This window comes from Corynebacterium sp. CMW7794 (genome assembly GCF_001563605.1).
Taxonomy (GTDB): Bacteria; Actinomycetota; Actinomycetes; order Mycobacteriales; family Mycobacteriaceae; genus Corynebacterium; species Corynebacterium phoceense.
Map to the genome: position 1 here is coordinate 1 of NZ_KQ961759.1, position 24,648 is coordinate 24,648.

Annotated in this window: 24 protein-coding genes; 9 read left to right on the plus strand and 15 right to left on the minus strand. The window is 66.6% G+C overall.

Annotated elements, in window-relative coordinates; all coding sequences use genetic code 11:
* On the plus strand, positions 1 to 395 hold a 395-nt coding region (locus HMPREF3227_RS09055), incomplete at its 5' end, for an HNH endonuclease signature motif containing protein (RefSeq protein WP_197429523.1).
* A 104-nt stretch (positions 396 to 499) separates the two neighbouring features.
* On the opposite strand, the gene HMPREF3227_RS13905 is transcribed toward HMPREF3227_RS09055, so the two are convergent.
* The 4 genes from HMPREF3227_RS13905 to HMPREF3227_RS09070 are packed head-to-tail and all read right to left on the minus strand — an operon-like array spanning position 500 to position 5,512.
* A complete protein-coding gene (locus HMPREF3227_RS13905; protein WP_255357139.1) occupies positions 500 to 631 on the minus strand; it encodes a hypothetical protein in 132 nt (43 codons plus the stop codon).
* A gap of 44 nt (positions 632 to 675) precedes the next feature.
* Positions 676 to 3,123 carry a serine/threonine protein kinase gene (locus HMPREF3227_RS09060; RefSeq protein WP_066492861.1) on the minus strand — a complete coding sequence of 816 codons (2,448 nt, stop codon included), beginning with the start codon at positions 3,121 to 3,123 and terminating at the stop codon, positions 676 to 678.
* A complete protein-coding gene (locus HMPREF3227_RS09065) occupies positions 3,120 to 4,130 on the minus strand; it encodes a glutamate ABC transporter substrate-binding protein (RefSeq protein WP_066492865.1) in 1,011 nt (336 codons plus the stop codon). Before HMPREF3227_RS09065 ends, HMPREF3227_RS09060 begins: the two co-directional genes overlap by 4 nt.
* Positions 4,130 to 5,512, minus strand: coding sequence for a hypothetical protein (locus HMPREF3227_RS09070; RefSeq protein WP_066512342.1), 1,383 nt, complete (start codon positions 5,510 to 5,512; stop codon positions 4,130 to 4,132). Before HMPREF3227_RS09070 ends, HMPREF3227_RS09065 begins: the two co-directional genes overlap by 1 nt.
* Positions 5,513 to 5,562: 50 nt before the next feature.
* On the opposite strand from HMPREF3227_RS09070, the gene HMPREF3227_RS09075 reads away from it, so the two are divergent.
* The 4 genes from HMPREF3227_RS09075 to HMPREF3227_RS09090 are packed head-to-tail and all read left to right on the plus strand — an operon-like array spanning position 5,563 to position 8,932.
* Positions 5,563 to 6,042 carry an NUDIX domain-containing protein gene (locus HMPREF3227_RS09075; RefSeq protein ID WP_066492968.1) on the plus strand — a complete coding sequence of 160 codons (480 nt, stop codon included), beginning with the start codon at positions 5,563 to 5,565 and terminating at the stop codon, positions 6,040 to 6,042.
* Positions 6,043 to 6,052: 10 nt separating this feature from the next.
* Positions 6,053 to 7,000, plus strand: coding sequence for an ABC transporter ATP-binding protein (locus HMPREF3227_RS09080; protein WP_066492868.1), 948 nt, complete (start codon positions 6,053 to 6,055; stop codon positions 6,998 to 7,000).
* A complete protein-coding gene (locus HMPREF3227_RS09085; protein WP_066492869.1) occupies positions 6,990 to 7,754 on the plus strand; it encodes an ABC transporter permease in 765 nt (254 codons plus the stop codon). Before HMPREF3227_RS09080 ends, HMPREF3227_RS09085 begins: the two co-directional genes overlap by 11 nt.
* Positions 7,751 to 8,932 carry a multidrug effflux MFS transporter gene (locus tag HMPREF3227_RS09090; protein WP_066492872.1) on the plus strand — a complete coding sequence of 394 codons (1,182 nt, stop codon included), beginning with the start codon at positions 7,751 to 7,753 and terminating at the stop codon, positions 8,930 to 8,932. Before HMPREF3227_RS09085 ends, HMPREF3227_RS09090 begins: the two co-directional genes overlap by 4 nt.
* A gap of 14 nt (positions 8,933 to 8,946) precedes the next feature.
* Here HMPREF3227_RS09090 and HMPREF3227_RS09095 read toward each other — a convergent pair whose 3' ends face one another.
* A complete protein-coding gene (locus HMPREF3227_RS09095) occupies positions 8,947 to 10,404 on the minus strand; it encodes a phospholipase D-like domain-containing protein (protein WP_066512345.1) in 1,458 nt (485 codons plus the stop codon).
* The gene (locus tag HMPREF3227_RS09100) at positions 10,404 to 11,195 is read right to left on the minus strand and encodes an exodeoxyribonuclease III (RefSeq protein WP_066492875.1); all 792 of its coding nucleotides are present in this window, start codon (positions 11,193 to 11,195) and stop codon (positions 10,404 to 10,406) included. The genes HMPREF3227_RS09095 and HMPREF3227_RS09100 overlap by 1 nt, the downstream gene beginning before the upstream one ends.
* A gap of 144 nt (positions 11,196 to 11,339) precedes the next feature.
* On the opposite strand from HMPREF3227_RS09100, the gene HMPREF3227_RS09105 reads away from it, so the two are divergent.
* The gene (locus tag HMPREF3227_RS09105) at positions 11,340 to 12,851 is read left to right on the plus strand and encodes an HNH endonuclease signature motif containing protein (protein ID WP_066512352.1); all 1,512 of its coding nucleotides are present in this window, start codon (positions 11,340 to 11,342) and stop codon (positions 12,849 to 12,851) included.
* 132 nt (positions 12,852 to 12,983) lie between these two features.
* Here HMPREF3227_RS09105 and HMPREF3227_RS09110 read toward each other — a convergent pair whose 3' ends face one another.
* Together HMPREF3227_RS09110 and HMPREF3227_RS09115 are read right to left on the minus strand one after the other, a co-directional pair.
* Positions 12,984 to 14,006: an N-acetylglutamate synthase, CG3035 family gene (locus HMPREF3227_RS09110; RefSeq protein ID WP_066512357.1), complete on the minus strand. Its 1,023-nt coding sequence runs from the start codon at positions 14,004 to 14,006 to the stop codon at positions 12,984 to 12,986.
* 12 nt (positions 14,007 to 14,018) lie between these two features.
* Positions 14,019 to 14,633 (minus strand): peptide deformylase, encoded by a 615-nt coding sequence (locus HMPREF3227_RS09115; RefSeq protein ID WP_066512360.1) that lies wholly within the window; start codon positions 14,631 to 14,633, stop codon positions 14,019 to 14,021.
* Between HMPREF3227_RS09115 and HMPREF3227_RS09120 the strand changes: the two genes are divergently transcribed.
* From HMPREF3227_RS09120 to HMPREF3227_RS09130, 3 genes are read left to right on the plus strand one after another with little or no spacing between them, the layout of a single operon-like run.
* A complete protein-coding gene (locus HMPREF3227_RS09120; protein ID WP_181734613.1) occupies positions 14,632 to 14,910 on the plus strand; it encodes a DUF3263 domain-containing protein in 279 nt (92 codons plus the stop codon). The two genes, HMPREF3227_RS09115 and HMPREF3227_RS09120, sit on opposite strands and share 2 nt — an antisense overlap.
* 10 nt (positions 14,911 to 14,920) lie before the next feature.
* The gene (locus HMPREF3227_RS09125) at positions 14,921 to 15,589 is read left to right on the plus strand and encodes a LytR C-terminal domain-containing protein (RefSeq protein ID WP_141629094.1); all 669 of its coding nucleotides are present in this window, start codon (positions 14,921 to 14,923) and stop codon (positions 15,587 to 15,589) included.
* A gap of 15 nt (positions 15,590 to 15,604) precedes the next feature.
* Positions 15,605 to 16,744 (plus strand): glutamate--cysteine ligase, encoded by a 1,140-nt coding sequence (locus tag HMPREF3227_RS09130; RefSeq protein WP_066512376.1) that lies wholly within the window; start codon positions 15,605 to 15,607, stop codon positions 16,742 to 16,744.
* Positions 16,745 to 16,750: 6 nt separating this feature from the next.
* Here HMPREF3227_RS09130 and HMPREF3227_RS09135 read toward each other — a convergent pair whose 3' ends face one another.
* Genes HMPREF3227_RS09135 through HMPREF3227_RS09165 form a run of 7 tightly spaced genes read right to left on the minus strand, consistent with a single transcriptional unit; the run spans position 16,751 to position 24,460 of the window.
* Positions 16,751 to 17,965, minus strand: a complete 1,215-nt coding sequence (locus HMPREF3227_RS09135; RefSeq protein WP_066512381.1) for a glycosyltransferase 87 family protein — start codon at positions 17,963 to 17,965, stop codon at positions 16,751 to 16,753.
* 11 nt (positions 17,966 to 17,976) lie between these two features.
* Positions 17,977 to 18,345, minus strand: coding sequence for a monovalent cation/H(+) antiporter subunit G (locus tag HMPREF3227_RS09140; RefSeq protein WP_066492889.1), 369 nt, complete (start codon positions 18,343 to 18,345; stop codon positions 17,977 to 17,979).
* A complete protein-coding gene (locus HMPREF3227_RS09145) occupies positions 18,342 to 18,617 on the minus strand; it encodes a monovalent cation/H+ antiporter complex subunit F (RefSeq protein WP_066492890.1) in 276 nt (91 codons plus the stop codon). The genes HMPREF3227_RS09140 and HMPREF3227_RS09145 overlap by 4 nt, the downstream gene beginning before the upstream one ends.
* Entirely contained in the window at positions 18,618 to 19,172 is a 555-nt protein-coding gene (locus HMPREF3227_RS09150) for a Na+/H+ antiporter subunit E (protein WP_066492892.1), read from the minus strand.
* The gene (locus tag HMPREF3227_RS09155; RefSeq protein WP_066512387.1) at positions 19,169 to 20,953 is read right to left on the minus strand and encodes a Na+/H+ antiporter subunit D; all 1,785 of its coding nucleotides are present in this window, start codon (positions 20,951 to 20,953) and stop codon (positions 19,169 to 19,171) included. The genes HMPREF3227_RS09150 and HMPREF3227_RS09155 overlap by 4 nt, the downstream gene beginning before the upstream one ends.
* Entirely contained in the window at positions 20,946 to 21,488 is a 543-nt protein-coding gene (locus HMPREF3227_RS09160) for a Na(+)/H(+) antiporter subunit C (RefSeq protein WP_066512393.1), read from the minus strand. The genes HMPREF3227_RS09155 and HMPREF3227_RS09160 overlap by 8 nt, the downstream gene beginning before the upstream one ends.
* Positions 21,485 to 24,460, minus strand: a complete 2,976-nt coding sequence (locus HMPREF3227_RS09165) for a Na+/H+ antiporter subunit A (RefSeq protein WP_066512398.1) — start codon at positions 24,458 to 24,460, stop codon at positions 21,485 to 21,487. Before HMPREF3227_RS09165 ends, HMPREF3227_RS09160 begins: the two co-directional genes overlap by 4 nt.
* Positions 24,461 to 24,648: the final 188 nt, after the last annotated feature.

Sequence of the window (24,648 nt, forward strand, 5' to 3'; positions counted from 1 at the left end):
TGTTGCACCCGGTGTACGGGCCGGTGAATCTGCATCGGATTTCGCGGTTTGCGTCGACAAAGCAGCGATTGATGGCCATGGGTGAGAATCCCGTCTGCCCGTGGCCAGGCTGTTCGAAGGGCGCGCACGATTGCCAGGTGCACCACCTTGAGGCTTGGCGCAACGGAGGGGAGACGAGCCCGGAGAATCTCACGATTGCGTGCCAATATCACAACGCCGTCAACGAGGTGGATGGTCGCGGGTTCTTAAGAAGGCGCGGAACGATTTACTGGGTGCCACCCAAGGGCTGGTACCACCCGCCGGGAACGCCGGTCGCGCCGGAGCTAGAAGGACCATTGCCGGCGTGGGTGGAAGAAGAAAAGCAACTGCTGGAGGAGGAATTCCGCAACGCCTAAACTCCCCGCACACATCCTGTCTTTGGGCTGTTCACGCCAGGCATATAGCCGGCGGTGCGGCGCTTTCGGCTGCCCTTTGAGCGACCGCCCAACTCATGGCGGGTTCACGCGGCCCCCAACGATAACGCCACTGAACACGCCACCGTCGGCGAGCCCGGCGCCCACGGGCAGACAGTGGTGACCTTTGATGCGACATCGGGGGCGAAGGGGGCATCGGCAAGCAGTGCGACGGACATGCTGTGGCGGCTGGTGCCGGTGCTGCTCGCGCTGGGGGCGTGGGCTAGAACATCGTGATGGGCCGGACCTGGTTGGCGAGGTCCACGAGCGCGTAGCGGTGCCGGCTGAACGGCGCCTGGCGCGCGAGGGTGCGCAGCGTATCGGCGAGACCGTACTGGAGGCCGCGCTGCGTAAACGCGTACTCGAAGAGGTCGTTGGGGGAGGCGGCGCGCTCGAGGTGCTTCTCGCGCAGGAAGTTGAGCCCGGCGGAGATGACGGCGACCTTGATTTGCAGGAAGCGCGGCTCGTTGGTGGGGATTTCCTCGAGGCGGCGGGCGGCGCGGCGCACGCGGGACTCGGTAAGCCCCTGCATGATGAGCTGCAGGATCGTGGTGAGGCGCGCCATGCGGTGGTGGCGCGAGGCGTTCGGCACGGCGTCGAGGGTGGCGACGGCGAGCTCGACTTGGTGCTCCGTGCGCAGTTGGCGCGCGAGGCCGAAGGCGGAGGAGACGGTGGTGGGGTTCGTCGCCCAGACCACGGCGTAGAGACGCAAGGAGTTGAAGCGGAGCATCGTGGGATCTTCGGTGATGTGTTCCCAGATACCGGGATGCTCCTCGAATGTTTCGTTGGGCAGCGCCGCGAGCGAGGTATGGAGGCCGGAGACGGCGCGGGCGATCTCGGCGGGGAGCAGGGCGGTCTCGTGGTAGCCGAGCTGTTGGAGGATGAGCTCGTTGACGGCGGCGATGGCGAGCTTCGGCGCGGGTTCGCCAGGCAGGATGGTGAGCACGTGCGAGAAGTGCTTCTGCGCCTGGACATAGCGGTCGAGGAGGAGCTCGGTGACGCCGGAGAACCAGTGGAAACGCCAGTTGTCGCCGTGGGTGGCGTGGATGGAGTCGAGCCACGCGCGGGCCTGGCCGATGAAGCCGAGGTCGATCATCGAGCGCACGACGCCGAAGGGGATTTCCACGGAGGTCTTATACTCGGGTGTTTGCATGGCCTGGCGCAGGGTTTCGAGGGCTTCCTGCGGCTCGGTGTAGGAATAGCCTTGGAGGAGCGGGGCACCGATATCGGAGCGGTCGAGCAGCGGGGTGGGCAGCGCGGAGGCGACCTCGGGGGAGGTAATACGCACGGTGCGGTCGATGCCGTCGATGAGCTGGTCCGTGCGGAAGACGAGGTGTTTTGTGCCGAAGGTTGTACGCTGCGGCGAGAAGAGCGAGTGCTGCGCCGGGTGCTGGATGCCGTCGCGGACGGCGATGACTTCGCGCAGCACGCCGTAGAGCTGAGTGCGCAGCTCCGTGATGTCGGTAAAACGCTGCGCGGGATCCGGGTGCGTCGCGCGGAGGAGCAGGCGGTAATAGGACAGGTAGTGGCGCAGGACCGGCTCGTCGGTGGGGCTGGGAACGCCGGGTAAGTAGATGTTGTTCTCGTCGCGCGGCAGGCGCAGCGTGAGTGCGGCGAGCGTGCGGCCGACCGTGTAGATATCGCTGGCGACGGAGGGGCCGGCGGTGGCGACCTCGGGGGCTTGGAAGCCCTTCGTGCCGTAGATAAAACCGTAGGAGCCGATGCCGGAGACCGCGCCCAGGTCGATGAGCTTGACCTGGTCCTCGGTCACAATGATGTTGTCGGGTTTGAGGTCGTTGTAGACCACGCCGCGCGCGTGGAGGTAGTCGAGCGCGGGGAGGACCTCGAGGATGTACGCGATCGCGATATCGATGGGCAGCAGGCCGCCGTCCTGGAGGTTGCGGCGAGCACGCAGGGAGGGGCCGCCCACGTATTCCATGACGATGAATCCGCCGGGCACGCGTGCGTCGTCGACGAAGTTAAAAATCTTCACGATTCCCGGGTGCGTGATGTCCGCGAGGAATTCGCGCTCGGCGCGGGCGGCGTCCGTCTCGTCCGCGTTCTTATGGGATTGCATGCCCTTCAACACGACGATGCGTTCCGAGACGACGTGGTCTTTCGCCAGGTAAATCCAGCCCATGCCGCCGTGCGCGATGACGCCCAGGATTTCGTATTGGCCCGCAATCATGTCGCCGGGGCCGAGCTGCGGCGGCGGGGTCTTCCCGTTGTCCTCGGGCTCGCGCAGCGCGTCGTGCGGGTCCGTGGGCACGACGAAGGGCAGGCGCACCATGCCGTCCGCGACCTCGCGCTCGGTGCGCGCCGCGGCGCGCCGCTCGCGGAAGGTCATGAGTGCCTTGTCGCGTTCGCTCGGGGTGAGTGAGCTTGCCGATGCCCCCTTCGCCGCCGCCCCGCCCGGGCGCAGGTTGGTCATCGACTCGATGAGCGCAGCAATCGCCGCGTCCTCTTCGGTGGATCCGGCGTCGTCTTCGTCGTCGGCGAACGGGTCGAAGGCGACGGCGGTCGTGCCGGTGTCCTCGTCGTCCGCGAAGGGGTCGTAGGCGACGGCCTGCGTCGCGGGGCCAGTCGCGGCGGTGTCGTCGGCGAAGGGATCGTAGGGAACGGCCTCGGTGGGTTGGGGCTCGTCGTGGGATGGGTGGTCGCGGTCGGTCATTGGGCACGATCCTCCTGCGCGGGTTCGGGACGGTAGACGGGCGCGGGCAGCGACTGCGCGGGCAGGTAGTCGCCGAACCACTCCTGGTAGAGGCTCGACCACGTGCCGTTGGAACGGAGGCGCTCGAGCGTGGAATTGACCTGGCGCACAAGCCCCGCAGTCTTCGCGGCGTCGCGGGCGACGGCGACGCCGTAGGCCTCCTGGGAGAGCGCCTCGCCCACGATGATGGTCGAGGAATCCTGCGCCGCCATGCCGGAGAGCAGGGCGTCGTCGGTGATGATGGCGTCAGCTTGGCCGAGCTGGAGCGCCATGAGGCAGTCACCCCACGAACGGGTGGCCAGGATGTCCGCCTCCGGCGCCTGCGCCCGGATGATGTCGATGGAGGTGGAGCCGGCGGCGGCGCAGACGGTGTGGCCGGCGACATCGGAAAGCTCGCGGATGGCGCTTGAGGCCGGCACGAGCAGGCGCGTGCGGGTCGTGAGGTAGGGCGTGGAGAACTCGACCTGCTGCTGGCGCTGCGCCGAAATCGTCATGGAACGGATGACGACGTCTACGGTGCCGTCCTCGAGGGCCGCGGCGCGCTCGGCGGAGGTGACGTAGCGGAACTCCACGCGGTTCGGGTCTTCGAAGATATCGCGCGCGAGCTCGTGCGCAAGCGAGACCTCGAAGCCGCGCAGCTCGCCCGACTGCGCGTCGCGGTAGCTGAGCAGGTTATTCGACTGGTCCACGCCCACGATGAGTCGGCCGCGCTCCACGATGGACGGGACGCGCTCCTTCGGCTTCTTATCATCCGGGCGCAGGCTGCCTTCCGCGCCGCGCAGCAGATCTGTGCTCGCGTCCGCGTCCGTGCGAGCGGGCTGTGAGCCCGCGGGCTCGAGCGAGGCGCCGGCCGGCAGCGGCTGGCCGATGCGGGAGGGAGCGGATGGCGCGGGGGAGGGGGCATCGGAAGGCGGGGGCGCACAGGCGGCCAACGGGACGGCGAGGAGGACGGCGGCGAGGCGGCGCATTAGAGGTACTCCTGGAGTCGGGGGCGGATGCCGAGCCAGACGCAGATGATGCCGAGCAGCGTGAGGAAGCCCACCGAGCCGCCGAGCGCCGTCGTGGCCTGGTGGCCGGATTCGATGTAGGAGCGCAGGACGCCGCGCGTGTCCGCGATAAGGCGGGTGAGTGCGTCATTGAGGTCGTTGAAGCTGCCGGCGCCGTCCTCGGTGGACAGCGTGATGGCGGAGTCGTAACGGCCCGCGTTGAGATCGGCCACGAGGTCCTTGTGCGCGCTGGCCCATTGGTTGAGGGCGCCGCGGGCATCGGCGACGGACTGGGCGTCGCCGGCGCCGAGGTCTTCGGCCGCGCCGTAGGAGTCCAGCGCCTGGTGGACGGCGAGGACTGTGGCGTCGAAGTCGACGGTCGCGTCCACGGTGGCCTGGCGGGAGACGAGCATGAGCGTTTCCGTTGTGCGCGCTTGCTGGGCCTCAATCTGGGAGGCGGTGAGCTGCTCCCACGGCGCGGCGACGGCCTCGAAGCGCTGCGAGCCCGCGGCCCAGATCATGATGGTGGTGATACTCACCCAGGCCAACGCGACGGAGAGCAGCACCGTCGCGGCGAGGAAGCCGCGGTTGAAGCGGCGGCGTGTGAGCCGCCACAGCCACCACTGCGCGGCGAGGAGGAAGAATACGGCGGCGACGAAGCCGGAGAGCGGCACCCATTGCGGGCGGGTGAGCGCCTTTTGTTCCTGCGTCACCTTGGCGCTGGTGAGGCGAAAGAGCTCGCGGGCGTCCGGCAGGATGTCCTCGCGCATGAGCGTCGAGGCGTTGGACATGTAGTTGACGGCGACGGCGTTGCCATCGCGGTGGTTGGCGCGCGCGGTTTCCACCATGCCCGTGTACACCGGCAGCTGCCGCTGGATGTTGAGGATGAGTTCGCGAATGCGCGTGTCATCCGTTGCGGAGCCGAGCGCGGATTCTGTCGCGGCGACCGTCGCGGTGTCGATGGCCGCGCTATACGCCTCGCGGTCGTCGGTGGAGCCCTCGCCCAGCTGGACGAAGCCGGTGGTCGCAATCGTGTCCGCGAGCGAGAGCGAGGTATAGAGGTTGTGCGCCGAGTTATTCATGGGCTCAGTGGAGCTGAGCAGCGTATTGAGGTTCGCGTGCCGGTCCGTGGAGCTGGCCGCGAGCGACATGCCCGCCGCGGCGATGGCGATGGTGAGCGCTAGCGTGACCGCCACGAGCTTGCCGGGCGTGGTGCCGAGGAAGCTGAGGAGGCGCCGAGCCAGGCGCGCCGGGCCGATAAACCACGCGTAGAGCCGGTGGGTGGGACGGTCGAAGACCGGCTGGGAGGGCTCGGTGACGTCATCCAACCACTGATCGGCGAGCTCGGCGTTGGGCGTGGTCATTCCTTAAGGATAACGGGCCGCGGTGGGGTGGCGCGGTTAGTATGGCGGACATGAGCGGAAAATTTTCAGGTGACGGCTGGGCTGCGGGACCCGATGGCATGAAGCTGTGGGGCCTCTATGGTGCGGCGGGGCTCTTCCTCGTCGCCGAGGGCCACGTCCTGCTCCAGCATCGCGCGGCGTGGACCAACCAGGGCGACACGTGGGGCGTGCCCGGCGGCGCGCGCGAGCGGGGTGAATCTGCTGCCGATGCCGCCCTCCGCGAGACCTTCGAAGAGTGCGGCGTCCCCGCCGCGTCCGTCACGGTGCGCCGCTCGCTCGTGACGGCTGGGCCGTTTGAGGGCGACGGGTGGACGTATACGACGGTGCTCGCGGGGGCTTCGCGTCGACTGCCGGTGGTGGCGAATGAGGAATCCCAGGAGCTGCGCTGGGTGCCGTTGGCGGGGGACGCGGTGGAGCAGTTGGATTTGTTGCCGGCGTTCCGGGCGGCGTTGCCGGGCCTGCGGGACGCGGTGGCGGAGTTGGGGCTGTAGTGTTGTCCGCATGATTGAAATTCAAGGGCTGACCAAGCAATATGGTTCGGTCCGCGCGGTCGATGACGTGACGTTCGAAGTCAAACCGGGCGTCGTCACGGGCTTTTTGGGCCCGAACGGCGCGGGCAAGTCGACGACCATGCGGATGATTCTGGGGCTCGACCGGCCGACGGCCGGGCGTGCGCTCATCGATGGCGTGCCGTACGGCGAGCTGCGCAACCCGCTCACGAAGGTGGGCGCGCTGCTCGACGCGAAGGCCGTGCACCCCAACCGCAGCGCGCGCAACCACTTGAAGTGGATGGCGCAGTCGAACGGGCTGCCGCTGTCGCGCGTGGACGAGGTGCTGGGAATCGTGGGCCTCGACGGCGTGGCGGGTAAGAAGGCCGGCGGCTTCTCGCTGGGCATGGGCCAGCGCCTGGGCCTGGCGGCGGCGCTGCTCGGCGACCCGGAGGTGCTGCTCCTCGACGAGCCCGTCAACGGTCTCGATCCGGAGGGCATCCGCTGGGTGCGCTCGCTCGTCAAGGCGCTCGCGGCGGAGGGCCGCTCGGTGCTCATTTCCTCGCACCTGCTCTCGGAGATGGCGCTCACGGCGGACCAGCTCGTGGTCATCGGCCGCGGCCGGCTCATCGCGGACATGCCCACGTACGACTTCGTCAAGCAGTACTCGGGCTCGTCCGTCATCGTGCGCGCCGAGCACCTCGACGCGTTCGCGGGCACGCTGAGCGCGGAAGGCATCGGCTACGAGCGCGGCGCGGACGAAGAAGGCCGCCCGACGCTTATCGTGCCGGACCAGACGACGGAGAGCATCGGTCGCCTCGCGTTTAGCGTGGGCGTGGCGCTCGACGAGCTTTCGCTGCGCCGCGCCTCGCTCGAGGACGCGTTTATGGAGCTCACGCGCGACGACGTGCAATATCAGTCCCGCCCGGCGGGCAACCAAGGAGGCCACCATGCTCGTTAATACGATTCGTGCGGAGTTCACGAAGCTCACCACGACGGCGTCGTTCCGATGGACGACCGGCCTGTTCTTCGTCTTCTCATTGCTGTGGGCGTTCTTCACTACGCGGCTGACCTCGCTTTTCGACGGAGCGCCCGCGGTGGCGAGCGCGTCCATCGTGGTCTCGGGCCTGTTGTGGCTCAACCTGTCCGTGCTCATGATTCAGGCGATCATGGTCATCACGACGGAGTACCGCTACAACCTTCCCACGCCGCTGTACCTGGCGAACTCGCACCGCGCGCAGGTCGCCGTGGCGAAGCTTGTGCTCTACGCCGTCATCGCTGCGGTGCTCATGTTCATCGGCATCGTCGCGTGCCTGGGGCTCGCGCAGCTCATGGCGGACGAGGTCGTCGGCTTCGACAACATTTTTGCAGACCCGGTCGCGCAGCGCGCGCTGTGGTCGTACCCGGTGGGCACGGCGCTCATGGTCGTCTTCGCCCAGGGCCTGGCGCTGCTGCTGCGCCAGTCCGCGGGCACGATTGCCGTGGGACTCATCCTGTTCTGGGGAGTGGACAACCTCATTCAGTTCGTGCCGAAAGTGGGCGAGAAGCTCATGCACTTCTCGCCGTTTAACGCGCTGCGCTCGTGGCTCACGGACGCGGCGGGCTCGTGGTCCGTCTTCGCGGATAACTCGCACTGGTACCTCGTCGTCTTCGTGCTCTGGGCCGCCATCCTGTGGCTGGGCGGCGTGGCCGCCTTGGTAAAACGAGACGTATGATTCCCGTCCCCCTCATGCTCACCTTGGCGCTGTTGTCCGCAACAGCGCCTTTTGCGACTGACATGTACCTGCCCGTCCTGCCGCACATCGCTGGCGAGTTCGGCGTCGAGCAGGCCGTCGCGCAGTTCACGCTCACCGGCTTCTTCGTGGGCATGGCCTTCGGCCAGCTGCTTATCGGTCCGGTCTCGGACGTCGTGGGCCGCCGCCGGCTGTTGCTGTGGTCCGCAGGCCTGGCGCTCGTGGCGTCCGTGCTTGCGGCCCTCGCGCCGGGCATCGGCGTGCTCATCCTCGCCCGCATCCTCCAAGGCCTGGGCGGCGGCGCGTGCAACGTGCTCGCGCGCTCCGTCGTGCCAGACCTGCTCAGCGGCTCCGCGGCGGCGAAGACGTTCTCGGTGCTCATGGCCATCGGCGGCATCGCGCCGGCCATCGCACCGGTCATCGGCGGCCTGCTCGCCGAGCCCGTGGGCTGGCGCGGCATCTTCTGGACGCTTACCGGTCTCCACGCCGTCCAGCTCCTCCTCGCGTTCCTCCTCGTCCCGGAGACCGGCGGCAAGGCCGAGCGCACCGGCGGCCTCGTGCGCACGGTCGCGGGCAATTACCTCACCGTCGTGCGCATGCCGCTCGTGTGGGGCTTCCTCCTCGCTATGGCCTTCGGCTTCGGCGCGCTGTTTAGCTATATCTCGGCGTCCTCCTTCGTCCTCCAGACGGTCTACGGCTTCAGCCCCGCCCACTACTCGCTGCTCTTCGCCATCAACGCGTTGGGCATGCTCGTCGCGACCACCATCAACTCGCGCCTCGTCACACGCTTCGGCGCCGTGACCATGCTCCGCGCTGGCCTGCTGCTGTGCGTTGGCGGAGGCCTCATCCTCACCGTCGCCGCGCTTGCCGATGCCCCCTGGTACCTCATCGTTGCCTGCATCCTGCTCGCCACGTCCCCGGTGGGGTTTATCATGGGCAACGCGACGGCGCTGGCCACGGGCATTCGCCGCGAGCTTGCTGGCTCCATCTCCGCGGTCATGGGCTTTGTCCAGTCGCTGTTGGGCGGCATCGTCTCGCCGCTTATGGGCTTAGGATCCCAGCCTACGCATACGATGGCTTTCGGTATCCTGACCTGCGGGATTATTGCGGCGGCTGCGGGTTTTTGGGCTACGTCTCGCCTAGCACGCGAAGCGGGCTAGGGGGCATCGGAAAGCTATTGCAGCGCTGAGGTAAGCCGCATGACGTTGTCGACGTAGCGGCGGCCGAAGCCGCGCTTGTTCCACTCGTCGAGGGTGAGCTCGTGGCAGACGGCCCGGTAGTTGGCACTGAGCTGGGCGAACTGGTCGATGAGATTGCCCTGCGCTACGAGCAACGTGGTCTCATAATTGAGGCCGAAGGAACGCATGTCCATGTTGGAGCTGCCAAACATGCACAGCGGGTTGGGGTGGCCTGGGTCCGCGACGAGGAACTTGGAGTGCAGGACGAAGGGGTAGGGGAACTGGAAAATGCGCACGCCGGCCTCGAGAAGCGCCTGGTAGTACGAGGATTGGGCGTGGTTGACCATGAACTGGTCCGCGGCGGCGGAGACGTAGAGCTCGACGTCGACGTCGCGGTAACAGGCGGTGGTGATGGCGTCCATCATGGACTCGTCCGGCACAAAGTAGGGGCTCACCATGACCAGGCGGTGCTTGGCGTGGTGAATGACGGAGTTGAACATGCGCAGGTTCGGCTCCGTGGTGTAGCCGGGCCCAGAGGGGATGAGCTGCAGGTAGTTCGTGTCCTCGGCCGAGGTGTCGCGGTGGGGCGGGAGCTGAGGCTCGATGATGTCGTCTGATTCGAGGTACCAATCCACGGCGAAGATGGCGCTCAGCGAGGCGACGATGGGCCCGGTGAGCTCCGTCATGTAGTCGACCCACGCGCGGTCCTTCGTGCGATACTGGCGCTGGATCATATTGAGCGATCCGAGGAAGCCCACCTCGCCGTCGACGACCATGAATTTGCGGTGATTGCGCAGGTCGGGGCGGCGGAAGCGGCCGCGGATGAGCGAGATGGGTAGCGTGAGATGCCAGTCGATGCCCGCGTTCGTGAGCTTCTTTCCGAGCTTCCGGTAGCCCTTGTACTTGTAGGAACCAATCTGGTCGAGGAGTAACTTGACCTCGACGCCCCGTGTTGCAGCGCGCTCCAGTGCCTCGTAGAAGGGCGCGGTGACGGTGTCCCAGGATTGGATGTAAATCTCGACGTAGACGTACTTTTCGGCGCGGTCGACAGCGCGGGCCATCGCGGCGATGGCTTCCTCGTAGTCCGCGTGGATGCCCGCGTTGTGGCCGTGCACGGCGGGGAACCCGGTGAGCCGGCGGTTGAGCCTGAGCAGCGACTCGATTTCCGTAGGCAGTTCATCGTGCGGGTGGTCCGGCATGCCCGCGTGGACGTCCTCGATCATCTCATTGGCTTCTTTTTGGATGCGGTGCCGGCGCCGGTTGATATATGGCGAGCCCATGAGCAGGAACAGCGGCAGCCCGATGTAGGGCAGCAGCAAAATGGCGAGCAGCCACGCCGTCGAGCTCGACGGGCGCCGCCCCTCCGGCACGAAGCCGACGGCCAGAATCTTGATGGTGTAATCGACGATGAGCAGAACAAACTGCCACATCGACAGATCGATATTGAGGCTCATCAGCGCACCGCGTTGAAGTCCGGCAGGTCCAGCTCCGTGATGAGCGGGCAGTGGTCCGAGGTCTTCTCGCCGGCGCGTTCCTCAAGATCCACCCACGTGCGCTTGTCGTGCAGCGCCTCCGTTGCCAGCAAGAAATCGATCTTCATGCCCTGGTTGCGCTCAAAGCGCGCGGACTTGTAGTCGAAGTAGGTGTAGCGTTCTTTCGGTTTGAGCTCTCGCACTCCGGCCTCGAGGATCATCTCGAACGCCGCCCGCTCCGGCTCGGATACGTGGGTCTTTCCCTTGAAGAAGTCGATATCCCACACGTCCTCGTCGCGGGGCGCGACGTTGAAGTCGCCAGTGAGCAGCAGCTTGCCCTTCGCTTTGTCCTCCGCATAGCGCGCCAGGGCGTAGTAGAACGCCAGCTTGTAGCCGTAGTGCGGGTCCGTGAGCTCGCGGCCGTTGGGCACGTAGAGGCTCCAGATTTCCACGCCCCTGATCGTCGCCCCTATCGCGCGCGCCTCGAGGTTCTGCGGCTTGGTCTGGTCCTTTGCGAACCCGGGCTGGTGCGGGAAGCTTGTGTGTACGTCCTCCGGCGCGTCCTTGGACACGATGGCCACGCCGTTCCACTGGTTCAGCCCATGGGCGCTCACGTGGTACCCGGCCTCCTCGAAGGGGGCGCGCGGGAATTTGTCGTCCGCCACCTTGGTCTCTTGCAGGCAGAGCACGTCGAGGTCGTGCTTGCGAAGGAGGTCGACGGCGCGTTCGGTCCGGGCTCGAACCGAGTTGATATTCCACGTGGCGATGCGCATGGCCTAAAGATTACCTTGCTTCTCCCAGGTCGCTATCGAATATGTCTCACTGTCGGCTTTAAGGTTAGAAAAGTTGTTCTAAAAAAGGCTTGACTTTGCTTGGTGGGTGAATATTATCGAATGTGTAAGTGGGAGGAGGTAGAGATGGATAATCCGCAGGAACTGGTCAATCAGATCGACGCGTTGCTGGAGCGGCTGCAGGCAGTCGTTGAGGTTTCGGCATTTGCCGAGCTCTCCCAGCCCATGGAAGAACTTGAGCGCGCCATGGCCAAGAAGGCCTTCGCCGACGCACGCTTTGCCTGGCTCGCACATCTCGCGGACGCTGGCCGCCTGGTCGGTTCCACCCGCACCATCGACTACCTCACCCACGTCCTCGATATCGATCACGCCACCGCCACGGCCCGCCTCAATGCGGGTCGTTTGCTTTTCGATGCTCCCTCTCCTGACCCCGGGCCCGAACCTGCGGAACCCTCGCCGGATCCCGCAGAGGCGGCGCGCCGCGAAGAAGAGGAGCGCAAGCGCCGCGAGCAGGCGGAGCGTGACGCCGCCGCCCGCGCCGAGGCTCGTGGGCGTGCCCGCCGTGTGCGCGAGTCCAAGCAGCGCGTCATCGACCAGGAGCTCGAGCGTCTTTCGGATACGTGCGATCCGTCCAAGGCCGAACTCCACGCGCTCGCGCTTAAGGAGGCAGGAAAGCGCTCTGAGAAAGATCTGCGCCAGTGGCTGCGCGCTAAGGTCCAGGACGCCAACCGTCGCGGCCGTACCCCGGAGGATCGTCGCGACCGCCTCACGGCGCGGAAGAACCGCACGATCTGGTTGGGCCAGCAGGACGCGGACGGCGGCGTGCCCTTCGGCGGCTACCTCACCGCGGAGATGGCGGCCGCCCTGCGCGCAGCGCTCGCGCCGGGCCGTGTCGGCGGCTCTAACACCGTCGTCGCCCCGGAAGAAGATAAGCGCACCATGCGCCAGCGGATGGCGGACCAGTTCTTTGCCATTATCCGCGGGCATCTTTCGGCACCCGAGCGCCAGGCTCGTGGCATTGGCTCGCTCGTCATCGCGACGACGCTCGAGGATCTGCGCCACGTTGACGCGGACACCCGCTTCGAGACGAACACGGGCTACACGCTCAACGCGCTCGAGGTCCTCCTCGCCGGCGGCGCCGGTTCCGACTTTGCGGTCCTCATGGACGGGCTCACGCCGGTGCCGCTCACTATGGGTCGCTCGACCCGCACGGCGACGCTCGAGCAGCGTCTCGCGCTAGCGGCCTCGGAGCTCGTGTGCTCCGGCCGTGGTTGCGATACCCCGCTGGTCATGAGCGATATCCACCACATCGTGGCCTTCGCCAACGGCGGTCGCACCGATATCGAGAACCTTACTATCGCGTGCCGCCCCTGCCACGTGACGAACAACGACAAGTGGGACGGCTCGGGCGGACTCGGTCACTTCGAGCGCGACCTGCGCACCGGAACCGTGGGCTGGCGCCCGCCGGACGGCGGTGACCTGCAGTTTAATGAGACTCACAAGCGCAGTCGTGCGCCGGGCGAACGTCTCCGGGCCCGCCCCGAGGCCTCGCCGGAACAGACTTCTCCGCCTGGATCTCCGGACGTGCCGGACCAGCCGCCGGAAGATGGTGGGCTGTTCGACCTGGGAATTGCTTAGTCGATGGCCCCGCGCCCTGCCCTGTCCAATCCTGCCCACCCCGCTCCGTGCGGCGCCTTTCGCGTGTGCCCGGGGCGGGGTAGTGGCGCTTCGTGCGCCTCTCCGCACATGGTTGGCGAGGGACGGCAGGGGCTAGCGGGCGTCGGTGCCGGGCTCGCCCGTGAAGTGAGCGTAGCGGTGGCGGTGCTGCTCGATGAAGCCGAGCTTGGTGTAGAGGCCCACGCCGGCCTCGTTGGTCCCGAGGACTTGGAGGTAGGCGCGCTCGGCGCCATGCTCACGGCCCCAGCGGAGCATGTCCATGCCCAGCTGTGTCGCGAGGCCGCGGCGGCGCCAGGCTGGGGCGACCTCGACGGCGGAGTAGCCGAGCCAATGTGTGCCGTTGCCGGAATCGGTGAGCGTACCGCGCGTGATGGCGACGGTCTCGCCCTCGCGGGTAACGAGGCGGCCGAAGCCCATGTGGCCCTCGATGCGTGTGCGTAGGTATTCGAGCGCTTCCGGCGGCAGGGCTTGGCCGCGGAAGTGATAGAGAGCCAGCCAGTCGTCGTCGGGTTGGTCGTCGATGTGGAACTCCCACTCGTCGGGACGGTCGGGCAGGTCGCTGAGGTCCGCGAGCGAGCGGACCATGACGGAGATTTCGGGACCGAGCGTCCATGCGGGGTTGCCTGCAACGAGCTTCTCGGCGGGTTTGCCGATGCGTTCGGGCAGCTCGAGGATGAGCGGCAAATCGTGGCGGGTGTAGAAGGTCTCGATTTCGGCGAGTGGCACCTGGGTGAAGCCAGCGGAGGGGCCGAGCGGGGTCGCGGAGTTGGAGCGTTCCGTCACGCCATCGCCGGCGCGCATGAGCCATTGGCCGTCCGCGGTCCACGTGTGTTCCTTGCCAGGGAAGGCCGCGGCGGTGGCGACTTCGACCGCACGGATGTCGGAGTTGCGGACCATGCGCGGGGAGAGCTTCTTCACGATCTGAATCTGCTCATCCGGAATGGTGATGGCTTCGAGCGCGGACGGGTAGCCGCCCACCGCCTGCGGCCGGACGACGAGGGGGTCGAGGGAGACGACGTGTCCGATGACATCGGAATGCATGCCGCCGCCCATGTCGCGGCGCACGACCACGCGCTCGCCCACGCGCGGGGCATCGGAGCGGAAAATGTAGCTCATGGGAAGGCGAGCTTAGTCGTCGTGGCCGAAGGGATCCGGGCCTTCGCCGGGCAGCCAGGTAAGTCCCGGTTCGGTCCAGCCGTTGGACTTAATGATCTTCTTCGCCTGGCGCTTGTAACGGCCGGTAAGCACGTCGGTGTAGACGAAGCCGTCGAGGTGGCCGGTCTCGTGCTGGAGCATTCGGGCGAAGAAGCCGTAGCCCTCAATCGAGATGTCGTTGCCGTGCTCGTCCTTGCCGGTGACGCGGGCCCAGTCGGCGCGGCCGGTGGGGAAGCCTTCGCCGGGTACGGAGAGGCAGCCTTCGTCCTCGGAGCCATCGTCGGCGGGCATGGTCTTGGGGATCTCGGAGGTCTCGAGCACCGGGTTGATGACACAACCCTTGCGCATGCCGCCGCCCTCGAGCTCGGTGCCGTTCGGGCCATCCGTGTCCGGGCAGTGGTAGACAAACAGACGCTTGTTGACGCCCACCTGGTTGGCGGCGAGACCCACGCCGTGGGCGACCTCCATGGTCTCGTACATGTCAGCAATGAGTTCTTGGAGCTCGGGCGAGGAGATGGGCTCGGTCACCGGCTCGGTGGGGTGGTGCAACACGGGATCGCCGTGGATTACGATGGGGCGAATAGTCATGGCCTACAGTTTAGGCATGAGCTCGCTGTCAGACCTAGACGCCGCCCTCTTAGACTTCGAGGCGCAGGCCCCGCGCGCCGTCGGCGCGAAGGAGGCGGCCATCCGTGAGCGCTTCGACATGTCGCCCGTCCGCTATCACCAGCGGCTCAACCGGCTGCTCGACTCGGCCGACGCGCTCGCCTATTCGCCGCAGCTCGTGGGCCGTCTGCGCCGCGTGCGGGATCGGAGGGAGGATCTTCGGCGCGCCGCGCGCCCCACGGAGCAGCCCGACGGCTAAAGTGACGCATGTGACTAATGTGAATCCTGAGACGAACGAGAAGTCCCCGGCAGCAGGGCTGCCCCTGCGCGGCCTCGCGATGGTGCTCATCGCCGTCGCCGTCGCACTCGGCCTCTGGGCCCTTTACAGCTTTACCCGCGGCGGCAACCCGGAGCCCACGGCTGCCGATGCCCCCGTGGCCGCCCAGTCGCCCCAGGCCCAGCAGCCCCAGCCCGGCCAGGCCCAGCCTTCCGATGCCCCCGCCAACGGCCAGTCCGCCACCCCAGCCGAGGGCCAGGGCGAGACCGGCGCGGACGGCGCGGACGGCGCGGCCACGCCTGGCGCCCCGGCCCCAGCCGGAGAAGGTGACGCGGCGGTGTCGGCAGACGGTGCGGGAGAGGGGGCATCGGCAAGCCAGCGCAAGGTGAGCATCCTCAACAACTCGACGGTGCAGGGCCTGGCTGCCGACGTGTCCAAGCAGGTGACTGACGCCGGCTACGAGCTTGGCGAGGTGGGCAACTTCGCGGATGAAATCCTCACCGAGACCACCGTCTTCTTCCCGGCCGGCGACGCGGTTGCCGAGGCTCAGGCGCGCACCCTCGCAGATAAATTCAGTGGTGTCGCGAAGGAGAATATCCAGGCCTTGCCCGAGAAAGCCATGGCTGAGGGCGCGGTGACTATCGTGTTGGTCAACCAATAGGGTTAAATTTTAAGGGTGAATACCCCGGCTGAAATTTTTGCGCGATCCCCCAAACCGACGCTTGGCGTCGAGTGGGAGGTCGCGCTTGTCGATCCCCAGACTCGCGACCTCGTCGCGCGCGGGCCGGAGGTGATCGCGGCCGTCAATACCGCCCACCCCGAGGTGCACCTGGAGAAGGAGTTCCTCCAAAATACCGTCGAGCTCGTCACCGGCATCTGCGATACGGTGCCGCAGGCGATGGAGGAGCTCGCCCGCGACCTGTCCTTCGTCCGCGCGGCCGCCGAGGAACGCGGCCTGCGCCTGTGGGCCTCCGGCGGCCACCCGTTCTCGGATTTCCGGAAGAACCCGCTGGGGGACAAGGACTCCTACAAGGAGATCATCAACCGCACGCGCTACTGGGGCCAGCAGATGCTGCTGTGGGGCACGCACGTCCACGTCGGTGTGAGCCACGAGGACAAGGTGTGGCCGATCATCAATGCGCTCATGACCACGTACCCGCACCTGCTCGCCATCTCCGCGTGCTCGCCGGGCTGGGACGGGCTCGACACGGGCTACGCCTCCAACCGCACGATGCTCTACCAGCAGCTGCCCACCGCCGGCATGCCTTACCAATTCGGTAGCTGGGCCGAGTGGCAGTCCTACATGCGCGACCAGTCGATTTCCGGCGTCATCAACCACACCGGCTCCATGCACTTCGACATCCGCCCGGCCTCCAAGTGGGGCACCGTCGAGGTCCGCATTTCCGATGCCGCCTCCAACCTCCGCGAGCTCTCCGCCATCGTCGCGCTCACGCACTGCCTCGTGGTCCACTACGACCGTCTGTGGGAAGCCGGCGAGCCGCTGCCCACCCTGCAGCCCTGGCACGTTGCCGAGAATAAGTGGCGCGGCGCTCGCTACGGCATGGACGCCCTCGTCATCACGTCGCGCGAGACGGACGAGCGCTGGGTCAAGGATGAGCTCGCGGACCTCGTCGAGGAGCTTACGCCGCTCGCCCGCGAGCTCGGCTGCGCCGCGGAACTCGCCCGCATCCTAGAGATTATTGAGCACGGCGCCGGCTACGAGCGCCAGCGCCGCCTCTTCGAGGAGACGCGCTCGTGGAACCCGGCCGTGGACCTCGCCTGCGACGAGCTCGCCGCCGGCCACCCCCTGGTTTAAAACTGCTTAGACTCGCGCGTGTCGCCCGCCGCGGCGCAGCGTCCAGAAGCCGCTCACCGCGTAGAAGAACATGTAGACCCCGCCCGCGAACGGGAAGAGGAGGGACATGAGCGGCTGCGGGCTCGTCCAGTCATCGAGGTTGTGGTAGCTCGCGTCGAACCAGAACGCGGCGGAAATCCAGGGCATGACGCACACGCACATCGCGACCATCGAGCCGAGCGCGGCCGCCCAGCCCGGTAGGCGCTCGCCTAGCCACTGGTTCGCGCCGAGCAGGATGACGACGGCGAGCGGGACGACCCACACGAAGTGGTGGAACCACGCGAATGGGGAGACCATGCACGAGCTGACGCCGGTAAATGCGAAGACGAGCGCCTGGTTGCCGCGGCGCGTCGCCACGAGGTTCGCGGCGAGAGTGAGGCAGAACGTGACGAAGACGGCAAGCAGCCAGCCCACGCCGCCCGCGAGACCGAAGTGGCGCTCGAGGACGGAGCGCAAGCCCATCGCGCCCGGGTTCACGTGGTCGCCGATGCGCGAGGAGTTAAAGACCGCGTTCGTCCAGAAATCGTTGGCGTCCGGGACAATCCAGTAGCCCACGAGGACCGTGGCGATAAACGTCGCGAGGCAGCCCACGACCGCCCACCAGCGGCGCTGGAAGAGCAGAACGAGGCCCATGTACGCCGGCGTGAGCTTGATGCCCGCAGCCAGGCCGATGCCTACGCCGGGCAGGCGCCAGCGGCGCGGCAGCAGGTCGAGCGCGCACAGCAGCATGAGGAAGACGTTGATTTGGCCGAAGAAGAGCGTGCCCATGACCGGCTCGATGGCCGTGGTGCCCAGCGTGAGCAGGAAGGCCACGTAGACGGTGAGCGGCGTGAGCTTATACGAACGGTTGTTCAGCACGAGCAGGATGACGGCGAAGAGCGCCACACCCGTGCCGATCTGCCACACGCCGATGAGCCAGTTGTCGTTGAGCAGGGACAGCCACTTGAAGAGCACGCCCGCAAACGGCGGGTAGGTAAACGGCAGCTTGCCAATGTACGCGGCGTCGTAGAGCAGCCCGCCGTCGCGGAGGTCCTTGCCCGCGAGGGCGTAGATGTCGAGGTCAATGGGCACGCGCCACACGAGCGGCGTGTTGCCCTCGTACGTGAACACGCGGTACAACATGAAAGCCACGAGGGCAGTAAGCCCCACGGCAAGAGTGGGCAGACCATTGATTTTCTTCACGAAGCTACATCCTAGCGGCGACGCATCGTTTTTCCGGCAGGCCGGTCGTTTCGGGACATATTTTCATCACGATCGTAGAGGCCTTCGCGGCGGGCAACACGCGTGATGCGCTGTGCCGTGACCGGCGCCGTCGCAAGCGCGAAGAGCCCGAGCAGGAGCAGCAATCCTAAGTCGCTGCGCTGTGCCACGCTGAACTCCGGCGAGCCGACCACGCGGATGAACGCGCCCAGGAGCACGAGGACTAAGCCGATGGTCTGCGGCTTGGCCACCGCATGGACGCGCGCCATCGTGTCACGGAAGCGTATAGTGCCCAGCGCGGCCGCGAGGACGAAGAAAGACCCGGCGAGCACGAGGACGAGCGAGATGATGTCGGTGATCATTGGTTGTCCCTCCTGCGGAAGCGGGTGACGGCGACGGTCGAGATGAAGCCAAGCAGCGCGATGACGAGCATCGCGTTGACCACGGTCGTATCCAGTGACCAGCAGATATACGTGGCGAGCGCGCATTGGAAGGCGGCCACGAAGCCATCCATGCCCACGAGCCGGTCGAGAGAGTTCGGGCCGGTAATGATGCGCCAGACGATCACGAGGAAGGACACCGTCATCATCGCCGCGGCCACCGCGAGGCCCCAGTCATACAGCGTGTCGGGCATCTAGACGCTCCTTTCAAAGATGGCAATCATGGCGCGCTCCAGCTTGCCGATGCTCCCCAGAGCCCGCTCGATGTCAAGCTCATTGTCTGCTTCCAAGATGTGGACGGTGAGCATGCGTCCGGCGATATCAATATCCGTCACCGTCCCACCCGGCTGGAGGTTGTAGAGGAAGACTGCGAGAGCCAGGACGAACTCGTTGTCCACGCGCATGGGCGCGGTGAGGATGGCCGTGCGCGGCGGGGCGGCCGGCCGGATGGCCAGCCACGCCACCTTGAGCGAAGCCACCAAAAAATCCCAGAGCCACACGCCGATGAACCGGACAAGCAGGCCCCACGAGATGTCAAGGCCGCCCACCGGCATGGCAGGCAGCGGCAGGAGGTAGGTCACCGCGAGGCCCACGAGCACGCCGCCCACGACATTGGCCACGGTGAGCTCGCCCATGAGCAGGCACCACATGACGAGGATCCACACGATAAACCACGGGCGGAACCGGTGCTGCACGCCACTGAGTCGGCCACTAATTTTTTCGTTGAGGTGCGGCAACTGTGCTCTCATCGCGGCTCCTTCTTTTCAATGTCCGCCGAGCCCTCATCAACGGGAGCGGCGCTCGTGGGCGAGGCCGTTGCCGTCGCCGGGGCCGTGGACAGGCCCGGCGCCGGGTCCTTGAGTGAGGCGCGGCGCTCGCCCAAAGAGTCTGCGCCGCGTTCGGCGTTCTCGTGGCCCTCCGCGTAGCGCTCCTTTTGGTCGAGACGGCGCGTGGGATTCTCGGACGTCTCGCCGAGTACTGCGTAGCGGTAGATGCCGTCATCCTGCGCTGACTCCGCCGCGCGCGAGGTCACGCCGGAGATGGGGCCAGCGAGCACCGTAATGGCCACCGAGGCAGCGACCAGCAGCGTGGTGGCGCCGATCATGCCGGAGGGGATGCGGGAGGGGGCATCGGCAGGCTGGGCGGGCTCATGGTAATCCGGGGCGTCTGCGCGGTCGCGGACGAAGGCCTTGGCCCAGACGACCATCATGACGTAGAGCGTGAGCAGCGAGGTCGCGACGGCGCCGACGATGAGCACCCACGCGAGCAGCGAGCCGTCGTTCGCGGCTGCCTGGAGCAGGATGATTTTGCCCAAGAAGCCCGAGAACGGCGGGATGCCGCCCAGGTTGATGGCTGGGATGAAGTAGAGGACCGCGACAAGCGGCGCGGTGTACATGAGCGAGCCCAACCGGCGCATCGAGGACGTGCCCGCCTGGCGCTCGATAAGGCCGACAACGAGGAAGAGCGCCGTCTGCACCAGAATGTGGTGGACCGCGTAGAAGATGGCGCCGGACAGGCCCTGTGCGGAGCCGAGCGAGACGCCGAAGATCATGTAGCCGATGTGGCTCACCAGCGTAAAGGACAGCAGACGCTTGATGTCAGCCTGCGCCATGGCGCCGAGGATGCCCACCACCATCGTGGCGAGCGCGACCCACATGAGCAGCGTGTCGAGCGTGCCATCTGTGAACACGGAGGTGCGCATGCGAATGATGGCGTACACGCCGACCTTGGTGAGAAGGCCCGCGAAGACGGCCGTGACGAGCGCCGGCGCGGTGGGGTAGGAGTCCGGCAGCCACGCGTCGAGCGGCACTATGGCGGCCTTGATGCCGAACGCGATGAGAAGCACGCCGAAGATGGCGGCCTGCGTGCCGCCCGGGATGTCGTTCATGCGCTCGCCGATCTGCGCCATGTTCATCGTGCCCACCGCCGCGTAGACGAGCGCGAGGCCCACGACGAAGACCATGGACGAGGTCATCGACACCATGACGTAGCCTACGCCCGCGCGCACGCGCGCCGGGGACGCGCCGAGGGTGAGCAGCACGTAGGACGCCACGAGGAAGATCTCGAAGCCAACGTAGAGGTTAAACAAGTCGCCAGCGAGGAAGGAGACGTTAATACCCATGGACAGCAGCATGTACGTGGGCAAGAAGACCGCGACGGGGGAGTCGCGGTCGCCGTCCCGGATGCCCTGCGCGATGGCGTACCACATGACGGAGAAGAGCACGATGGACGACGTGAAGAGCATGATTGAGCTCAACCGGTCCGCGACGAGCGTGATACCCACCGGGGCGTCCCATCCGCCGACCTGGATGGCCTGGATGCCGTAGAAATCCGCGATGACGATGAGCAGTGCCGCCACGCCCGCGCTGGCGAGCAGCGCGAAGAAGGCGAGGGTGCGCTGTACCCACGGCACGCGGGCGAAGAGCATGGCGAGCGCCGCCGCCACCGCCGGAATGATGATCGGCAGCGGGATGAGATAACCCACGAACGGGTAGACGACCTCGGCCAGGCCGTGCAGCGGCTCAGCCATCGCTGTCTCCCTTCGCGGTGCTTTCCGGCTTCTTCTTATGGTGTTTCTCTGGGCCTTTCACCGGCTCCTCAAAGGACGAGGGGCCGAAGGCGTCGCCCTTGTCCGTGTCCCTGCCTGTCGTGGGGTCGGAGGACGCGTCGACGTCTGGCGAGATCGTCGAGGTTGACCGGCCCACGCTCGCCGCGATGGCTGCGTCTTCCGTGTCGTCCTCGATGACGTCCGCCGTGCGGTAGCGGTACTGGCGATAGGCCAGCGTGAGGATGAAGCCCGTCATTGCCATGGAAATGACGATGGCCGTGAGGATCATGCCCTGCGCCAGCGGGTCTGCGATCTGTTCGCCATACTGCGTGGATTCGCGCCCGGTAATGGGCGGGGACCCCGGCTCGCCGCCTGCCTGGAGCATGAGCAGGTTCGCGCCGTTGCCAATGAGTAGGATGCCCATGAGCATTTTCGTCATCGCGCGGTCGAGTAGCAGGTAGACGCCCGCCGCGACGGACACGCCCGAGGCGAGCAAGAGGAGGAGATTGGCGGTCATGATGTCTCCTTTCCTGTGCTTGTCGTCGCTGTTGCGGTGGATGCCGTGGCCTGTGCCGGCGCGTTCGTCGGCTTGCGGCCGGCTTGGTGGCGCATTTGTAGTTGGAGCGAGCGCTTGCGGTCGCGGGCGCGCTGCTTACGTGCCTCCTCTTCCTCGTCGAGCTTGCCGCCAAGCGAGGTAAGGATGTGCATGGTGAGCCCCACGACGATGATGTAGACGCCCGCGTCGAAGATGAGCGCCGAGGGCAGCGAGACCGCGCCGAGGAATGGCACCTCGAGCTTCGTATACGCCGTCGTCAACGGGGGCTGGCCCAAAAGCAGCGGCACGATGACGGAGACCGAGGAGGTAAGAAGGCCGGCGCCGAGCAGGCGGGCGGCATCGATAGGCAAAGCCTCCTCGAGCTCCTCGCGCCCGCCCGCGAGGTAGCGCAGCGTGAACGCGAGCGAGGCCACGAGGCCGCCCGCAAAACCGCCGCCGGGCGCGTTGTGGCCGGCGAAGAAGAAGTAGAGCGAAAGCGCCATCATGGACGGGAAGAGCAGGCGCGTGATGACGTCGATCATGAGCGAGCGGTTCTGGCGTTGCTCCGACTCGGAGCCCACGGCCAGCCAGCGGCGGCCCACTGCACGCAGCGTGGGGCGGCGCGAGGAGCGCGTGAAGGACTGCGTGCGGTAGATGAGCGAGGCCACGCCCGTCGCCGCGATGACGAGGACGGTGACTTCGCCGAAGGTATCCCACGCGCGGATGTCCACGAGCAACACGTTTACCGTGTTCGCGCCGTGGCCAATCTCCTTGGCGAGCTTCGGCATGTATTCCGAAATCGGCGCGGCCGTGCGCGCGTTGATGGCGAACATGCCCGCCACCGAGACGGTGAGACCGACCGCGACGGACAGCCACGCACGCAGGCGGTTCATCTCCGGGCCCTGGCGCCATTCGACGTTGGCGGGCATCTTGCGCAGGACGAGCATGAAGAGCACCACGATGATGGTCTCGACGAGCAGCTGCGTGAGTGCCAGGTCCGGCGCGCCGTGAAGCGCAAAGATGAAGGAGAGCGCGTAGCCCGAAATGCCCACGACCAGCACGGCGGACAAGCGGTTGTGCATGGCCGTGGCCGCGATGGCCGCGGCCATCATGAGGACGGCCGCGATGGCCTGCCACGGGTTATCCGCGACGTGCATGCGCACATCCGTGAGGTCGCCGCCCACGAGGGCTGCCGTCACGAGGAGGATGAGACACACGAAAATCGTGGTGAGGTTGTACTGCAGGGAGCCGCGCTGTGTCTGCGCCGTAATGCGCAAGGACGCGCGGCGGAGCCGGGCGAGGGTGGCATCGTATGCGTCGTCCGCGTTGCCTAGCGCCGGGGTGTCGAACTGCGCGGCGGCGACGAGTCCCCGCTGCCAGTGCATGAGGCAACCGGCCACAATGATAAACGCCGAGATGCCCAGCGGTAGCGTCCAGCCGTGCCACAGCTTGAGCGCGGACCCCTCGCCGAAGATCGGGTCGAGGTGCTGCGTGAGCCCATTGGATAGCGGTGCCGGCTGTGCGCCTAGGAAGATGGTGAGCGCCGTGAGCACAGCCGGCGGGACCCACAGGGCGGGGCCGACGTGGTGCATCTTCTTCACGGCCGTGCTCGGGCCTTCGGTTCCCTTGGTCGCGAACGCGCCCCAGAGGAAGCGCAGTGCGTACGCCATGGTGAGGATGGAGCCGAGCACGACCGCGACGAGCATCATGTTGCGCGGCATGCCCGTGAGCAGCTCCTCGTGGAGAACCGTCTCCAGCGTCGCTTCTTTGGCGACAAAGCCGAGCAGTGGCGGCAGGCCCGCCATGGACAGCGCGGAGACGCCAGCGATGAGTGCCAAGACCGGTTGGCGCTGCCCCAGGCCGCTGAGCTTTCCGATGTCCCTTGTCCCCGACGCATGGTCGATGGCTCCGACCACCATAAAGAGGGTGGCCTTAAACAGCGAGTGCGCAAAGGTGAGCGCGAGCCCCGCCTGCAGCGCCTCGCGGGAACCAATGGCGACGACGGAGGTGATAAATCCCAGCTGGGAGACCGTGCCGTAGGCAAGCACGAGCTTTAAGTCGCGCTGCTTGAGCGCCATCCAGCCGCCCAGCAGCATCGTGAACAAACCGAGCGGGATGACCACGATGTGCCAAGCCGGGACGGTGTGGACCTCGGGGGAGAGGCGGGCGACCAAGTAGATGCCCGCCTTGACCATCGCGGCGGAGTGGAGATACGCGGAGACCGGCGTGGGCGCGGCCATCGCGCCGGGCAGCCAGAAGTGGGCGGGCGCGATGGCGGATTTGCTCAGAGCACCGGCGAGGACGAGGCACACGGACCAGGCGATATACGGGGTCGTCGCGATATCGGCCTGAAGGCTTGCGATGCCGCTGAACGTCCACACGCCCGATTGGCGGCCGAAGCCGATGATGCCGATGAGCATGGCCAGGCCGCCGAGGGTGGTGACCATGAGCGCCTGCTGCGCGGCGCGGCGCGAGGAGGCGCGCTCGCCGTAGTAGCTCACGAGCAGGAAGGACAGCAGCGAGGTCACTTCCCAGAAGACGTACATGAGCAGGAAGTTATCCGAGATGACGAGGCCGAACATGGCGGCGGCGAAGGCGACCATCTGGGAGGCGAACATCTCGAGACGCCGCCGGGGCGCCGCGCCGTCCGCGGGCGTGAAGTAGCCCCAGCAATAGAAAAGGACGAGCGCGCCCACGCCTAAGATGATGAGCGAGAACAGCCCGGCCAGCGGGTCGAGGCGCAGCTCGATGTCGAGGTGGGCCGCTGGCATCCATTCGATGCGCTGCTCGAGCGCGCCCGCGGCGAAGCGTTTCTCGACGAAGAGCTGGAGCACCCAGATGAATCCCGCGAGCGGAACGAGCGCGAGTAGGCCAAAGCCTGCACGTCCGCAGAGGCGTATGATAAGCGGTGCAGCCGCTGCGGTGCAGAAAAGTCCGAGCAGCAGAATGAGCACGCGCGCCTCCCTTTTGTTTTACGTCGCTTCAAGACTACAGCAATGCTGTTGTCTATGTGGCTGTTGTGACTGCAGCCCCTGCGCACAGCGCCGCGGCGTGCGCACGAAAATAGCCACAACCCCCGACGAAGGTTCCAGATCTCGAAAAATCCGGGCCTTATTCGGACGTTGTGGCTAACGCGCGCTGC

What these genes read in the sequence shown, in the direction of transcription:
- HMPREF3227_RS09115 (WP_066512360.1), bottom strand. Translation starts at nt 14,633, where the DNA reads ATGACTATTCGCCCCATCGTAATCCACGGCGATCCCGTGTTGCACCAC.
- HMPREF3227_RS09145 (WP_066492890.1), bottom strand. Translation starts at nt 18,617, where the DNA reads ATGCCCGACACGCTGTATGACTGGGGCCTCGCGGTGGCCGCGGCGATG.
- HMPREF3227_RS09155 (WP_066512387.1), bottom strand. Translation starts at nt 20,953, where the DNA reads ATGGCTGAGCCGCTGCACGGCCTGGCCGAGGTCGTCTACCCGTTCGTG.
- HMPREF3227_RS09150 (WP_066492892.1), bottom strand. Translation starts at nt 19,172, where the DNA reads ATGAGAGCACAGTTGCCGCACCTCAACGAAAAAATTAGTGGCCGACTC.
- HMPREF3227_RS09095 (WP_066512345.1), bottom strand. Translation starts at nt 10,404, where the DNA reads ATGAGCCTCAATATCGATCTGTCGATGTGGCAGTTTGTTCTGCTCATC.
- HMPREF3227_RS09075 (WP_066492968.1), top strand. Translation starts at nt 5,563, where the DNA reads ATGAGCGGAAAATTTTCAGGTGACGGCTGGGCTGCGGGACCCGATGGC.
- HMPREF3227_RS09090 (WP_066492872.1), top strand. Translation starts at nt 7,751, where the DNA reads ATGATTCCCGTCCCCCTCATGCTCACCTTGGCGCTGTTGTCCGCAACA.
- HMPREF3227_RS09085 (WP_066492869.1), top strand. Translation starts at nt 6,990, where the DNA reads ATGCTCGTTAATACGATTCGTGCGGAGTTCACGAAGCTCACCACGACG.
- HMPREF3227_RS09140 (WP_066492889.1), bottom strand. Translation starts at nt 18,345, where the DNA reads ATGATCACCGACATCATCTCGCTCGTCCTCGTGCTCGCCGGGTCTTTC.
- HMPREF3227_RS09080 (WP_066492868.1), top strand. Translation starts at nt 6,053, where the DNA reads ATGATTGAAATTCAAGGGCTGACCAAGCAATATGGTTCGGTCCGCGCG.
- HMPREF3227_RS09065 (WP_066492865.1), bottom strand. Translation starts at nt 4,130, where the DNA reads ATGCGCCGCCTCGCCGCCGTCCTCCTCGCCGTCCCGTTGGCCGCCTGT.
- HMPREF3227_RS09110 (WP_066512357.1), bottom strand. Translation starts at nt 14,006, where the DNA reads ATGAGCTACATTTTCCGCTCCGATGCCCCGCGCGTGGGCGAGCGCGTG.
- HMPREF3227_RS09120 (WP_181734613.1), top strand. Translation starts at nt 14,632, where the DNA reads ATGGCCTACAGTTTAGGCATGAGCTCGCTGTCAGACCTAGACGCCGCC.
- HMPREF3227_RS13905 (WP_255357139.1), bottom strand. Translation starts at nt 631, where the DNA reads ATGTCCGTCGCACTGCTTGCCGATGCCCCCTTCGCCCCCGATGTCGCA.
- HMPREF3227_RS09160 (WP_066512393.1), bottom strand. Translation starts at nt 21,488, where the DNA reads ATGACCGCCAATCTCCTCCTCTTGCTCGCCTCGGGCGTGTCCGTCGCG.
- HMPREF3227_RS09100 (WP_066492875.1), bottom strand. Translation starts at nt 11,195, where the DNA reads ATGCGCATCGCCACGTGGAATATCAACTCGGTTCGAGCCCGGACCGAA.
- HMPREF3227_RS09105 (WP_066512352.1), top strand. Translation starts at nt 11,340, where the DNA reads ATGGATAATCCGCAGGAACTGGTCAATCAGATCGACGCGTTGCTGGAG.
- HMPREF3227_RS09070 (WP_066512342.1), bottom strand. Translation starts at nt 5,512, where the DNA reads ATGACCACGCCCAACGCCGAGCTCGCCGATCAGTGGTTGGATGACGTC.
- HMPREF3227_RS09060 (WP_066492861.1), bottom strand. Translation starts at nt 3,123, where the DNA reads ATGACCGACCGCGACCACCCATCCCACGACGAGCCCCAACCCACCGAG.